The sequence below is a fragment of the Streptococcus sp. CF7_Ac1-8 genome (assembly GCF_024295435.1).
GTDB lineage: Bacteria > Bacillota > Bacilli > Lactobacillales > Streptococcaceae > Streptococcus > Streptococcus mitis_AP.
This window is the reverse complement of the sequence record NZ_JANCPI010000004.1, coordinates 93,982-106,594: the sequence shown is the minus strand read 5'-3', so window position 1 is coordinate 106,594 and position 12,613 is coordinate 93,982. Positions and strand designations below refer to the sequence as shown.

Annotated in this window: 15 protein-coding genes; 4 read left to right on the top strand and 11 right to left on the bottom strand. The window is 41.0% G+C overall.

The annotated features are described in order from the left end of the window. The first annotated feature begins 95 nt into the window (after positions 1-95). The 4 genes from NMM26_RS03235 to NMM26_RS03220 all read left to right on the top strand — a co-directional run bounded on the left by NMM26_RS03235 (position 96) and on the right by NMM26_RS03220 (position 4,174). Positions 96-1,388, top strand: coding sequence for a carbohydrate ABC transporter permease (locus NMM26_RS03235; RefSeq protein WP_254753835.1), 1,293 nt, complete (start codon positions 96-98; stop codon positions 1,386-1,388). A gap of 1 nt (position 1,389) precedes the next feature. Next, positions 1,390-2,232: a sugar ABC transporter permease gene (locus tag NMM26_RS03230; RefSeq protein WP_084891159.1), complete on the top strand. Its 843-nt coding sequence runs from the start codon at positions 1,390-1,392 to the stop codon at positions 2,230-2,232. Positions 2,233-2,377: 145 nt separating this feature from the next. Then, the gene (locus tag NMM26_RS03225) at positions 2,378-3,178 is read left to right on the top strand and encodes a DUF1189 domain-containing protein (protein ID WP_254753834.1); all 801 of its coding nucleotides are present in this window, start codon (positions 2,378-2,380) and stop codon (positions 3,176-3,178) included. 9 nt (positions 3,179-3,187) lie between these two features. Beyond that, positions 3,188-4,174, top strand: coding sequence for a LacI family DNA-binding transcriptional regulator (locus NMM26_RS03220; protein ID WP_033675771.1), 987 nt, complete (start codon positions 3,188-3,190; stop codon positions 4,172-4,174). A 143-nt stretch (positions 4,175-4,317) separates the two neighbouring features. On the opposite strand, the gene NMM26_RS03215 is transcribed toward NMM26_RS03220, so the two are convergent. The 11 genes from NMM26_RS03215 to hisS all read right to left on the bottom strand — a co-directional run bounded on the left by NMM26_RS03215 (position 4,318) and on the right by hisS (position 12,479). Further along, entirely contained in the window at positions 4,318-5,259 is a 942-nt protein-coding gene (locus NMM26_RS03215) for a YitT family protein (RefSeq protein WP_000806276.1), read from the bottom strand. Further along, positions 5,237-7,000, bottom strand: coding sequence for an aspartate--tRNA ligase (aspS, locus tag NMM26_RS03210; RefSeq protein WP_254753833.1), 1,764 nt, complete (start codon positions 6,998-7,000; stop codon positions 5,237-5,239). The genes NMM26_RS03215 and aspS overlap by 23 nt, the downstream gene beginning before the upstream one ends. 153 nt (positions 7,001-7,153) lie before the next feature. Next, positions 7,154-7,384 carry a membrane protein gene (locus NMM26_RS03205; RefSeq protein ID WP_000832193.1) on the bottom strand — a complete coding sequence of 77 codons (231 nt, stop codon included), beginning with the start codon at positions 7,382-7,384 and terminating at the stop codon, positions 7,154-7,156. 17 nt (positions 7,385-7,401) lie between these two features. Further along, positions 7,402-8,043 (bottom strand): CPBP family intramembrane glutamic endopeptidase, encoded by a 642-nt coding sequence (locus NMM26_RS03200; RefSeq protein ID WP_254753832.1) that lies wholly within the window; start codon positions 8,041-8,043, stop codon positions 7,402-7,404. Between the two features lie 9 nt (positions 8,044-8,052). Next, the gene (locus NMM26_RS03195; RefSeq protein WP_254753831.1) at positions 8,053-8,751 is read right to left on the bottom strand and encodes an ABC transporter permease; all 699 of its coding nucleotides are present in this window, start codon (positions 8,749-8,751) and stop codon (positions 8,053-8,055) included. After that, positions 8,744-9,568, bottom strand: a complete 825-nt coding sequence (locus tag NMM26_RS03190; RefSeq protein ID WP_254753830.1) for an ABC transporter ATP-binding protein — start codon at positions 9,566-9,568, stop codon at positions 8,744-8,746. The genes NMM26_RS03195 and NMM26_RS03190 overlap by 8 nt, the downstream gene beginning before the upstream one ends. Before the next feature lie 10 nt (positions 9,569-9,578). Then, on the bottom strand, positions 9,579-10,319 hold the full coding sequence (locus NMM26_RS03185; RefSeq protein ID WP_254753829.1) for a DUF3169 family protein: 741 nt from the start codon (positions 10,317-10,319) through the stop codon (positions 9,579-9,581). A 2-nt stretch (positions 10,320-10,321) separates the two neighbouring features. Next, positions 10,322-10,519: a hypothetical protein gene (locus NMM26_RS03180; RefSeq protein WP_254753828.1), complete on the bottom strand. Its 198-nt coding sequence runs from the start codon at positions 10,517-10,519 to the stop codon at positions 10,322-10,324. Then, a complete protein-coding gene (locus NMM26_RS03175; protein ID WP_001176227.1) occupies positions 10,519-10,725 on the bottom strand; it encodes a helix-turn-helix transcriptional regulator in 207 nt (68 codons plus the stop codon). Before NMM26_RS03175 ends, NMM26_RS03180 begins: the two co-directional genes overlap by 1 nt. 9 nt (positions 10,726-10,734) lie before the next feature. Further along, the gene (locus NMM26_RS03170; RefSeq protein ID WP_254753846.1) at positions 10,735-11,199 is read right to left on the bottom strand and encodes a hypothetical protein; all 465 of its coding nucleotides are present in this window, start codon (positions 11,197-11,199) and stop codon (positions 10,735-10,737) included. Further along, positions 11,199-12,479 (bottom strand): histidine--tRNA ligase, encoded by a 1,281-nt coding sequence (gene hisS / locus NMM26_RS03165; protein WP_254753827.1) that lies wholly within the window; start codon positions 12,477-12,479, stop codon positions 11,199-11,201. Before hisS ends, NMM26_RS03170 begins: the two co-directional genes overlap by 1 nt. Positions 12,480-12,613 lie beyond the last annotated feature (134 nt).

Genomic DNA, 12,613 nt, shown 5'->3' with positions numbered 1-12,613 from the left:
GGGGGTGGAATTCAAATCCCCCTTTGAATTTATCAATAGAAACATAAATAGTTTAGGTTTTATCTAAAAACCAGTATTCTATGAAAGGAGTTATTATGGAAAAGCAACAACCTAGTAAAGCAGCCCTGCTGTCTATCATTCCTGGGTTAGGACAGATTTACAATAAACAAAAAGCAAAAGGTTTTATCTTCCTTGGTGTAACCCTTGTATTCGTCCTTTACTTCCTAGCACTTGCAGCCCCTGAATTGAGCAATCTCATCACTCTTGGTGACAAGCCAGGTCGTGATAATTCCCTCTTTATGCTGATTCGTGGTGCCTTCCATTTAATCTTTGTAGTCGTTTATGTACTCTTTTATTTCGCAAATATCAAAGATGCACATACAATTGCAAAACGTATTAACAATGGAATTCCCGTTCCACGTACCTTCAAAGACATGATCAAAGGGATTTATGAAAATGGCTTCCCTTACCTCTTGATCATTCCATCTTATGTTGCCATGACCTTCGCGATTATCTTCCCAGTTATCGTAACCTTGATGATCGCCTTCACAAACTATGACTTCCAACACTTGCCACCAAACAAATTGTTGGACTGGGTTGGTTTGACCAACTTTACAAACATCTGGAGCTTGAGTACCTTCCGTTCAGCCTTTGGTGCCGTTCTTTCTTGGACCATCATCTGGGCTTTGGCAGCTTCTACTTTACAGATCGTCATCGGTATCTTCACCGCTATCATTGCTAACCAACCATTTATCAAAGGAAAACGTATCTTTGGTGTTATTTTCCTTCTTCCTTGGGCTGTTCCAGCTTTCATCACTATCTTGACATTCTCAAACATGTTTAACGATAGTGTCGGAGCTATCAACACTCAAGTATTGCCAATCTTGGCTAAATTCCTTCCTTTCCTTGATGGGGCTCTTATTCCTTGGAAAACAGACCCAACTTGGACTAAGATTGCCTTGATTATGATGCAAGGTTGGCTTGGATTCCCATACATCTACGTTTTGACATTGGGTATCTTGCAATCTATTCCTAACGACCTTTACGAAGCAGCTTATATTGACGGTGCCAATGCTTGGCAAAAATTCCGCAACATCACTTTCCCAATGATCTTGGCTGTTGCTGCGCCTACTTTGATTAGTCAATACACCTTCAACTTTAACAACTTCTCTATCATGTACCTCTTCAATGCTGGAGGACCTGGTAGTGTCGGTGGTGGAGCTGGTTCAACCGATATCTTGATTTCATGGATCTACCGTTTGACAACAGGTACATCTCCTCAATACTCAATGGCGGCAGCTGTTACCTTGATTATCTCTATCATTGTCATCTCAATCTCTATGATCGCATTCAAGAAACTACACGCATTTGATATGGAGGACGTCTAAGATGAATAACTCAATTAAACTCAAACGTAGACTGACTCAAACCCTTACATACCTTTACCTGATTGGTCTCTCAATTGTGATTATCTATCCACTGTTGATTACCATTATGTCAGCCTTCAAGACTGGTAACGTAGTAGCCTTTAAACTAGACAGCAACGTCGACTTTAGTTTTGCTAACTTCCAAGGACTCTTCTCTGAAACCTTGTACGGTACTTGGTACCTCAACACTTTGATTATCGCCTTGATTACTATGGCTGTTCAAACAAGTATCATCGTACTTGCTGGCTATGCCTACAGCCGTTACAACTTCTTGGCTCGTAAACAAAGTTTGGTTTTCTTCTTGATTATCCAAATGGTGCCAACCATGGCCGCTTTGACAGCCTTCTTCGTTATGGCGCTTATGTTGAACGCCCTTAACCACAGCTGGTTCCTCATCTTCCTATACGTTGGTGGAGGTATCCCGATGAATGCTTGGCTCATGAAAGGCTACTTCGATACAGTACCAATGTCTCTAGACGAATCTGCAAAACTAGACGGTGCAGGACACTTCCGCCGCTTCTGGCAAATTGTTCTTCCACTTGTTCGCCCAATGGTTGCCGTACAAGCTCTCTGGGCCTTCATGGGACCTTTCGGGGACTACATCCTCTCTAGTTTCTTGCTTCGTGAGAAAGAATACTTTACTGTTGCCGTTGGTCTCCAAACCTTCGTTAACAATGCGAAAAACATGAAGATTGCCTACTTCTCAGCAGGTGCTATCCTCATCGCTCTTCCAATCTGTATTCTCTTCTTCTTCCTACAAAAGAACTTTGTTTCAGGACTTACAAGTGGTGGCGACAAGGGATAATATATCCCCGCCACCCTTTTTCATTTTGGATCTTGTGACTATAAAACTATCCTTGCAACAAGCAATTTTTCTCCTAGACTTGAAATAAAGCGCATTTCTCTATATAATAATACTCATATAGAAAACACCTTTTAGAAAGATACCTATGCTTCCATATCCATTTTCCTATTTTTCAAGTATTTGGGGATTTCGTAAGCCCCTATCCAAACGTTTCGGGCTCAACTGGTTTCAACTGCTCTTTACCAGCATCTTCCTGATCAGCTTGTCTATGGTACCCATTGCCATCCAAAACAGCTCCCAGGAAACTTATCCGCTAGAAACCTTTATCGATAATGTCTATGAACCATTGACAGATGAGGTTGTCCAGGATCTCTCTGAACATGCTACAATTGTTGATGGTAAATTAACTTATACAGGAACAGCTAGTCAAGCCCCTTCTCTTTTAATCGGTCCAAGTCAAAGCAAGGAATTACCGAAGGATTTGCAACTGCATTTCGATACGAATGAGCTAGTCATCAGCAAGGAAAGCAAGGAACTGACCCGGGTCTCTTACCGAGCGATTGAGACTGAGAGTTTCAAAAGTAAAGACAGCTTGACCCAAGCAATTTCTAAAGACTGGTACCAGCAGAATCGTGTCTATATCAGTCTCTTCCTAGTTCTCGGTGCTAGCTTCCTCTTTGGTTTGAATTTCTTTATCGTCTCTCTGGGGGCTAGTCTTCTCCTTTATATCACTAAGAAATCACGCCTCTTTTCATTTAGAACCTTTAAAGAGTGCTACCATTTTATCTTGAACTGTTTAGGATTACCAACTCTGATTACGCTTATTTTGGGATTATTTGGCCAAAATATGACAACTCTCATCACTGTACAAAACATTCTTTTTGTTCTGTATCTGGTCACTATTTTTTATAAAACGCATTTCCGTGATCCAGATTACCATAAATAGGAGATTTTTATGCCCGTTACGATTAAAGACGTGGCCAAGGCTGCTGGTGTTTCGCCTTCAACCGTAACCCGTGTTATTCAAAATAAATCAACCATTAGCGACGAAACAAAAAAACGTGTTCGCAAGGCAATGAAGGAGCTCAATTACCACCCCAACCTCAACGCTCGCAGTTTGGTAAGCAGTTATACGCAAGTTATCGGCTTAGTTCTTCCTGATGACTCAGATGCCTTCTATCAGAATCCCTTCTTTCCATCAGTCCTACGTGGCATCTCTCAAGTCGCCTCTGAAAACCACTATGCCATTCAGATAGCAACAGGGAAAGATGAAAAGGAGCGTCTTACTGCCATCTCACAAATGGTCTATGGTAAACGTGTAGACGGTTTAATTTTCCTTTATGCCGAAGAGGAAGATCCTTTAGTCAAACTGGTGGCTGATGAGCAGTTCCCCTTCCTCATCCTCGGAAAATCTCTGTCCCCCTTCATTCCCCTTGTCGATAATGACAATGTTCAAGCTGGTTTTGATGCGACTGAATATTTCATCAAAAAAGGCTGCAAACGAATTGCCTTTATTGGAGGGACTAAGAGACTCTTCGTAACACAAGACCGTTTAACAGGCTATGAGTCAGCACTCAAACAGTACCAACTGCCTCTTGACAGTAACTTGACCTATTTTGCGAACGAATTTCTAGAAGAAAAAGGTTATCAATTCAGTAAGCGTTTATTTAAACATGATCCTATGATTGATGCTATCATCACAACTGATAGCCTCCTAGCTGAAGGGGTCTGTGACTACATCGCTAAGCACCAGCTGGATGTCCCTGTTCTCAGCTTCGACTCAGTCAATCCCAAGCTCAACTTGGCGGCCTATGTCGATATTAATAGCCTAGAACTTGGTCAAACATCATTTGAAACGATTCTTCAGATTATCAACGATGCTAAAAGCAATAAACAAATTTGTTACCGTCAGTTAATCGCCCACAAAATTATCGAAAAATAAAAACCAGCTCACGCTGGTTTTTTTGGTCACTATACTCAATGAAAATCAAAGAGCAAACTAGGAAGCTAGCCGCAGGTTGCTCAAAGCACAGCTTTAAGGTTGCAGATAAAGCTGACGTGGTTTGAAGAGATTTTCGAAGAGTATTAATTTTCTGTTTCAACGAATCGTCCCAGAATATGAACATTCTCAGATACAGAGACAAAGGCGCCTGGGTCCACCTGTTTCATAATCTGTTTAAATTCATTAAACTCTGCACGTGTAATGACAGTGATTAAAACTGCCTTTCTTTCGTGATTATAGGTTCCTTCTGCATCGTGGATCATGGTTGCTCCGCGGTGCAATTTTTTATGGATTTTTTCAATTACCTTGTCTGGATGATTGGTCACAATCATGGCCTGCATGCGTTTTTGCTTAGTAAAGACAGCGTCTGTCACACGGCTAGAGACAAAGATGGTAATCATAGAGTAGAGAGCGTATTTCCAACCAAAGGTCAAACCTGCTATCAGCATGATGGTCCCATTGACCAAGAAAGAAATACTACCAACATTCTTACCTGTTTTCTTGCGAATGGTCAGGCTGACGATATCCGTTCCACCACTGGAGATATTGTTGCGAAGAGCAAAACCAATCCCCAAGCCCATGACAACACCCCCAAAAAGGGCATTGATAATGGGATCCTCCGTCAAGGTCGCCACAGGGACAAACTGGATAAAGAAGGAACTCATGGATACCGTGATAAAAGTAAAGACGGTGAACTTATGCCCAATCTGATACCAAGCCAAGACCATCAAAGGAAAATTAATGGCGTAGAAGGTTAGCGAAATCGGAATATGAAAACCAAACCAGTGATTACTCAAGGCAGAGATAATCTGTGCCAGACCTGTCGCACCACTCGAATACACATGCCCTGGTTGGAAAAAGAAATTGACTGCTACTGCTGATAAAAATCCATAGACCAGAGAGGCCGAAATCTTCTCATCATATTTTTCGCGAGAGATGCTTTGTAAGACACGTAAAATTTTTATCTGATGAGCAAAGCGGCGCAGATAATAGCGCCACCGCTTAATTCGTTTTGCTTGTTTCATCTTCTTCTACTTGTAAGCTGAGTTCCTCTAGTTGTTTGAGAGCTACTGTTGAAGGAGCTTGTGTCATTGGGTCAGTTGCCTTGTTATTCTTAGGAAAGGCGATGACTTCACGGATATTTTCTTCTCCTGCTAAGAGCATGACAAATCGGTCAAGCCCGATAGCCAAGCCACCGTGTGGTGGGAAACCATAGTCCATGGCTTCAAGAAGGAAGCCAAACTGGTCATTTGCTTCTTCGGCTGAGAAACCAAGAGCCTTGAACATGCGTTCTTGAAGGTCTTTTTGGTTGATACGAAGGCTACCACCACCAAGCTCATAACCGTTCAAGACGATATCGTAAGCAATGGCACGAACCTTAGCCAAATCACCTTCTAATTCGTGAGCTGTTTCTTCCTGCGGAAGGGTAAATGGATGGTGGGCGCTCATGTAACGGCCTTCTTCTTCAGACCATTCAAACATTGGCCAGTCAACCACCCAAAGGAAGTTGAATTTATCGTTATCAATCAAGCCAAGCTCTTTGGCAATACGTCCACGAAGGGCACCGAGCGTTGCATTGGCCACCTCAAGCGTATCCGCCACAAAGAGAACCAAGTCCTTATTTTCAAGAGCAAGCGCACTTGTCAATTCTGCTTGGATGCCAGTCAAAAACTTAGCAACTGGTCCGTTTAATTCTCCATCAACCACCTTGACCCAAGCAAGACCTTTGGCACCATACTGTTTGGCTACTTCTGTCATCTTGTCGATGTCTTTACGTGAGTAGTTGTCCGCTGCGCCTTTGACTACAATTGCTTTTACAGCAGGTGCTTCTGAAAAGACTTTGAAGTCAACACCTTTGACCACTTCTGTCAAGTCCTGAAGCAACATGTCAAAACGGGTATCTGGCTTGTCAGAACCGTAAAGAGCCATGGCATCATCGTATTTCATACGAGGGAATGGCAACGTTACTTCGATACCTTTGGTTTCTTTCATCACGCGCGCAATCAATCCTTCTGTGATATCTTGGATTTCTTGCTCCGTAAGGAATGAAGTTTCCAAGTCGACCTGAGTGAACTCAGGCTGGCGGTCACCACGCAAGTCCTCGTCACGGAAACATTTAACGATTTGGTAGTAACGGTCAAAACCAGCATTCATCAAGAGCTGTTTCGTGATTTGTGGACTTTGAGGAAGGGCGTAAAAATGCCCTTTATTAACACGAGATGGCACCAAATAGTCACGCGCCCCTTCTGGTGTTGACTTAGAAAGGAATGGTGTCTCCACATCGATAAACTCCAACTCATCCAAGTAGTTGCGGATAGAGTGGGTCACCTTGGCACGAAGTTTAAGATTTTCCAACATCTCTGGACGACGAAGGTCAAGGTAACGGTAACGCAAACGTGTATCGTCATTGGCCTCAATCCCATCCTTAATCTCAAATGGTGTTGTCTTAGCTGTATTCAATACTGTCAAGGCTGTCACATTTAACTCAACTGCACCTGTTGGCAATTTATCATTGGCTTGCTCACGCGCAACGACTTGACCAGTTACTTCGATAACAAATTCGCTACGAAGGCTTTCAGCTGTTGCCATGACCTCTGCAGATACTTTTTCAGGGTTGATAACCAACTGCATGATTCCTTCACGGTCACGAAGGTCGATAAAGATCAAACCACCAAGGTCACGACGACGGCCAACCCATCCTTTCAAGGTAATTTCTTGTCCGATGTGTTCCTCACGAACACGACCAGCATACATACTACGTTTCATTGTTTCTCTCCTCTTTTATTCTGTTACTATTTTACCATAAAAGCGCAGGCTCTTCATGAAAATCATCAGAAAAGTTTGTTAGTCTTTAAAAATCAAATGAAGGCCCTAAAAATTAACGCCAATAAAAAATCCGATGAACTTCATCGGACTCTCTTATTTTGAATTTTTGCCTGCTTTACGCTTTTCAGCGATTTCGGCTGCCTTTCGAGGCAAGACGATTTCCGTTGTATAAGCTGTCCCAAAACGCCAGATACCGGCAATAGGGGCAAAGACCACTGCTAGATGGCTATAGAAGAAATCGCCCTTGAAGGCATAAGCTAGTCCCCCAATGATGAAAAATAGAACGACTGCTTGAATCACTGCTAATAAAATTACTCGTTTCATGTGACCTCCTGACTCTATTATAGCATGAGAATCATCAAAAAGCTGACTAAATTATTCAAAGCGTGGAGAGAAATGCTGTAAAGAAGACCTTTTCGGCTTACATAAGCCAGACCCAAACTCAATCCTAGACTAGCATAAACCAAAAACTGTTGCAAAGTTCCTGGAGAATGAATCAAGGCAAACAGAACACTAGTTACCAGAAGGAAAAGCAGAGTTTGTTTGCTATTGTCCTGTTTAGGAAAGAGGTAACGTGCCAACATCCCTCTAAAGATAAGTTCTTCCGTCAGAGGAGCAAAAATAACGACCGCAAAGAATGAGAAAAGTGGTTGAGACAAGGTCAAGTCTATCGCTATTTGCTGATTTACTGAAGGATCATTTGGCAAGAAAAACTGGACAACCAGAGATAAGAACCAAACCAAGGCAGGGAGCCAAATAAATCGGTTGAAGCCACTCTTCTCAATACGAACAGGACCTTTCTGATACCATTTGTAAATGCCGTACACATAAACTCCAGCCAAGGCCACATAGAGCAAGGTCACAGCATAGGGTGAAGCGCCTAAGGCAAGCGAAGTAGTCGCGAGCCCCTGAATGAAGCCATAGATGAATAAAAAGGATAGAATGGCTAGAAGAAACCAGCCGAGGTTTTTAAGTAGTTTCATAAAGGTCTCCTATCTTGCTTTATAGCTGTTTTTCAATACAAAGAGGTTTGCTATTCCTAACACAAGTACCCAGGCAAGTAACATGCCGATATTAGAAAAGGATATTTCCCCACCTTTTTTATTTAAAAGATTTACAATTGGACCAATAAAAGAGTAATCCAACACTTTCTGAATCGTATCATTTTGAAGAGCAATTATAGGTAAACAAGAGACAATTAACATAGGGAAGATACTATAAACTTGCGCTTTAGATTGAGTATCTGACACCGCACCGATTAGAAGGTTGAGAAAAATAATACTAATAGTTGCTAGGAGCAAATAGATAACATAGGCAAATAAGTAACCTGATAGATCTACTTTAAGATAGATGGGAAGTACAATCATAGCAAGTAACATTATCAGAATAGGAAGAACAAGCATACTAAAAGTATATTCTGTTGCTGTCACACCACTTAGAATGAGTGATTTAAGATTTCGTTTTTCCTTATCTTCTGCCATCATAATCGATACCATATAACCACTTCCCATGCTCAAGACCATCGTCAAGCTAGCAGATAGTAAAAATAGGCTTAATTGTCCATTCTTATTTAAAAATTCATTATAAAAAACAGCAATACCAAAAGGCATCAATAAAGTCGCTAACAAAGTTGAATTGCTAATAAGAACTTGCACTCTTAACCATAGTAGGGCATTTAATTTTCTAAACATCTAACTTTTCTCCTGTCAATCTGATAAAGATTTCTTCTAAAGTTGGCTCACAAGAGTGAACCACCATCAAATCTGTCGTATCTAAATGTGGCAATTCTTCAAATGGAACTATCTGTTCTCGTCCGTCGTTATAAACCACACGTACTTTCTTATCCACATGGTACTTCTGGATAATATCTTGCGGACTTCCATACTCTATTAAATTCCCCTTATTTAAAAGAGATAAACGATCACAAAGCAGAGTTGCCTCATTCATATCATGCGTGGTCAGAAAGATCGTTGTCCCCGCCTGCTTTAATTCTTGAAGTAGGGTATGAATCATCTTAGATGTTGTAGGGTCTAAGCCACTGGTTGGCTCATCTAGAAAGAGAATCTTAGGTGCATTAAGAAGGGCACGAGCCAAGAACATTCGTTGTTTCATTCCTGTAGATAGTTTTTCTGCGATAACATCTTTAGCATCTGCCAATCCAACCTGTTGGAGCACCTGAACTACTCTATCTGACTTGAGACCATATAACTTAGCGTAGATGAGAAGATTTTTGTAAAGACTCATCTTTTCATAAAAACCACTGCCATCACTAACAATACCAATTTGTTCCAAATCATTTGAGGTTAAATCTTGAGAATTCTTGCCTAACAAAACTGTTTTCCCTTGATCTGCAGCCAACTGTCCTGTTAAGACATTGATCATAGTTGTTTTACCTGAGCCAGAAGGTCCAAGAAAACCAAAGATTTCACCCTCCTTAATCTCAAAAGAAATCTGATGAAGAGCTTTTTTGCTCCCAAAACTTTTGCTTACATTTTCAACACGAATCATAGAAACTCCTTTATTTGAAATAACGTTTCACCATAGGCAACTGCATCACACCGATATAAATATGGATCACTCCTACCAGCAAGAAAGCTAGTAACTGAATCTCTCCTGTCAGCAAGGAAAAGAGAGCAATCAAAAAGTAGAGACCTGGCAAGACATATTGGTTTAATTGGAATAAAATTCGAAAACTCTGTTCCAAATTAGCCTGGCGCTCCCCTTCATCGTAAGAATTGACATAGTCTAAATAATCCTTTGGTGTAGAGAAAAATGCCAAATCAAACTGACGAACAATCGCAATAGTCTTATAAAAATATTTTTGAGCATTAAAAATCAACACTAATCCCAAAAAAGAAAGAGGTAAGATTAGATTGCTTCTATCTAGTACAATCACTTCACTTCCTGAAATAAAGAGAGCCAGTAAAATCGCTACACTTGTAATATGAAAAGCAATAGTTCCAAACTCAAGATTACGATTCATTTGCACATAATAGGTTTCATTCAAATCATCATCCATTTCCTCTTGATACAAGGAGTGAAATTTTCTGCTTTTCTTTAAGAAATTGAAAGTCAAAAGAATGCTAATGAAACCTATCAATAAACAAATAGCTGATATCCATGGTATCAAGACTTTTACATCTAAAATAATTTCGTGGGATTCGGTAGCAGCCTTAAACATCCCTACAAAACCGCCCAAGAAACCTCCAAAGACAACAGACATTAAAAATAACAATCCACCTTTCTTATTCTTTTTCATATTCATTCTCCTTTTTCACTTGCTAAATTGTTTGCTTTCTTCTCAATCCAGTCAACGACTGGGATAAGAGCAAAGTAGACCCAGATAAATTGGTCGCTGTAATAGAGATCAAACCATCCTAGATTTGTTCCAATTAGTAGACACACGCTGACTAATAAAGCTATGGCCACTACATAATAGATCACTTTATACTTGTTCATCACTCGTCCTCCTCTAAGCGAAATACCGATTCGACTGTTTCGTTGAAAATTTGAGATATTTTCAGGGCAATGATAATGGATGGGGTGTACTCATCCCGTTCTAGTAGGCTAATGGTCTGTCTGGAAACCCCTGCCAGCTTGGCTAGGTCGGTTTGGTTGAGACCATCGCGAGCCCGAAGCTCTTTTAGACGATTTTTTAGTTGCATGTTACACACCTACTCTCCGTCAAATTCAATAGTTTGGATATCCTCAATGCGTTGTAGTTTGAATTTTTCTTTTCCTTTTTTATCTACACGTCGTAGCTTGACCCACTCCTCATCAACATCTACAACTTCCCAGTTGTCTGTCCCAAACAATTGTCCAACGATTGTTGGTTTTTTCCCAATCAATTCTTTTAATAATCTTGACATTTCTTTATTTCCTTTCTGTTTTTGCTCAATTCTTTTGATTTTATTCTCTAGTTTCTTGACCCTTTGGGTATGATAGAGATAAAACATAATCACAAGAGGTACAAATCCTAATGCCCACATAAGCATTCCTTTCTCCTTTTCTCTTAACTTGCTTACATTGTAACACATCTTTTTCTTTTTGACAAGTATATTTGTCAAAAAGTTTATGATTTTTGTCATTTTGCAAAAGAAAAAGGTCAGGATTAGGTTCCTGACCGGTTTATCTGTTATTAAAATCCTAGTTTTTCAAAGATTTCTGAGAAGTTTTGACTGATTGTCTCAAGTGACACTTGCACTTCTTCTCGGGTTTGATTGTTCTTGACTATCACTTGTCCACTTTCGACTTCACTCTCTCCTAGGGTAATGAGAGTCTTAGCCGTAAAGACATCGGCTGACTTGAACTGAGCTTTGAGCTTACGGTTGAGGTAATCACGCTCTGCTTTGAAACCTTGTTGGCGAAGATTTTGTACCAATTCCAAAGCCTTGACATTTGCTCCTTGACCCAAGACTGCAATATAAATATCTAGGGCATTTTCGATAGGTAGAGCCACACCTTGCTTTTCAAGAATGAGAAGCAGGCGCTCTACACCAAGTCCAAAACCAAATCCAGCAGTTTCAGGTCCACCAAAGTAGGCAACCAAACCATCGTAACGACCACCCGCACAGACTGTCAAGTCATTGCCCTCAATCTCAGTGATAAACTCAAAAATGGTGTGGTTATAGTAGTCCAGACCACGCACCATATTGGTATCGATGATGTAGTCTACTCCAAGATTCTCCAACATCTGACGCACAGCATCAAAATGAGCTTGGCTTTCTTCATCAAGGAAGTCCAAGATAGAAGGTGCGTTCTCTACTGCTACCTTGTCTTCTTTTTCCTTAGAGTCCAAGACACGGAGAGGATTTTCCTCCAAACGACGTTGGCTATCCTTAGACAAGGTCTCCTTGAGCGGTGTCAAATAGTCAATCAAGGCTTGGCGGTAGGCCGCACGGCTCTCAGGATTTCCAAGAGTGTTGAGGTGTAATTTGACACCTTGGATGCCGATTTCTTTCAAGAAATGGGCTGCCATCGCGATGGTTTCCACATCGGTAGCTGGATTGCTAGAGCCAAAACACTCAACGCCAATCTGGTGGAATTGGCGCAAGCGCCCTGCCTGTGGACGCTCATAACGGAACATAGGGCCCATGTAGTAGAACTTGCTTGGCTTTTGCACTTCCGGGGCGAAGAGTTTATTTTCCACATAGGAACGGACAACGGGCGCTGTTCCTTCTGGACGGAGGGTGATATGACGGTCACCCTTGTCATAAAAGTCGTACATTTCCTTGGTTACGATATCCGTCGTATCTCCGACAGAGCGACTGATGACCTCGTAATGCTCAAAAATAGGCGTGCGCACTTCTGCATAGTTATAGCGCTTGAAAATCTCACGGGCAAAGCCCTCAACGTACTGCCATTTGGCAGATTCAGCAGGTAAAATATCCTGCGTTCCTTTTGGTTTTTGTAATTTCATAGGGAATCCTCTTTAAACTTAATAGTCTTATTTTACCATAAATAGAGGGATTAAAACAGTAAGAAAAAATTAGGATTTATACTCAATGAAAATCAAAAAGCAAACTAGGAAGTTAGCCGCAAGCTGTACTTGAG

Bases quoted from the DNA above. Each gene is read 5' to 3' on its own strand.
- NMM26_RS03200 (WP_254753832.1), bottom strand. From the start codon at position 8,043: ATGAAACTACTTAAAAACCTCGGCTGGTTTCTTCTAGCCATTCTATCC.
- NMM26_RS03180 (WP_254753828.1), bottom strand. From the start codon at position 10,519: ATGAACAAGTATAAAGTGATCTATTATGTAGTGGCCATAGCTTTATTA.
- aspS (WP_254753833.1), bottom strand. From the start codon at position 7,000: ATGAAACGTAGTATGTATGCTGGTCGTGTTCGTGAGGAACACATCGGA.
- NMM26_RS03215 (WP_000806276.1), bottom strand. From the start codon at position 5,259: ATGAAACAAGCAAAACGAATTAAGCGGTGGCGCTATTATCTGCGCCGC.
- NMM26_RS03230 (WP_084891159.1), top strand. From the start codon at position 1,390: ATGAATAACTCAATTAAACTCAAACGTAGACTGACTCAAACCCTTACA.
- NMM26_RS03195 (WP_254753831.1), bottom strand. From the start codon at position 8,751: ATGTTTAGAAAATTAAATGCCCTACTATGGTTAAGAGTGCAAGTTCTT.
- NMM26_RS03220 (WP_033675771.1), top strand. From the start codon at position 3,188: ATGCCCGTTACGATTAAAGACGTGGCCAAGGCTGCTGGTGTTTCGCCT.
- NMM26_RS03175 (WP_001176227.1), bottom strand. From the start codon at position 10,725: ATGCAACTAAAAAATCGTCTAAAAGAGCTTCGGGCTCGCGATGGTCTC.
- NMM26_RS03235 (WP_254753835.1), top strand. From the start codon at position 96: ATGGAAAAGCAACAACCTAGTAAAGCAGCCCTGCTGTCTATCATTCCT.
- hisS (WP_254753827.1), bottom strand. From the start codon at position 12,479: ATGAAATTACAAAAACCAAAAGGAACGCAGGATATTTTACCTGCTGAA.
- NMM26_RS03190 (WP_254753830.1), bottom strand. From the start codon at position 9,568: ATGATTCGTGTTGAAAATGTAAGCAAAAGTTTTGGGAGCAAAAAAGCT.
- NMM26_RS03205 (WP_000832193.1), bottom strand. From the start codon at position 7,384: ATGAAACGAGTAATTTTATTAGCAGTGATTCAAGCAGTCGTTCTATTT.
- NMM26_RS03225 (WP_254753834.1), top strand. From the start codon at position 2,378: ATGCTTCCATATCCATTTTCCTATTTTTCAAGTATTTGGGGATTTCGT.
- NMM26_RS03185 (WP_254753829.1), bottom strand. From the start codon at position 10,319: ATGAAAAAGAATAAGAAAGGTGGATTGTTATTTTTAATGTCTGTTGTC.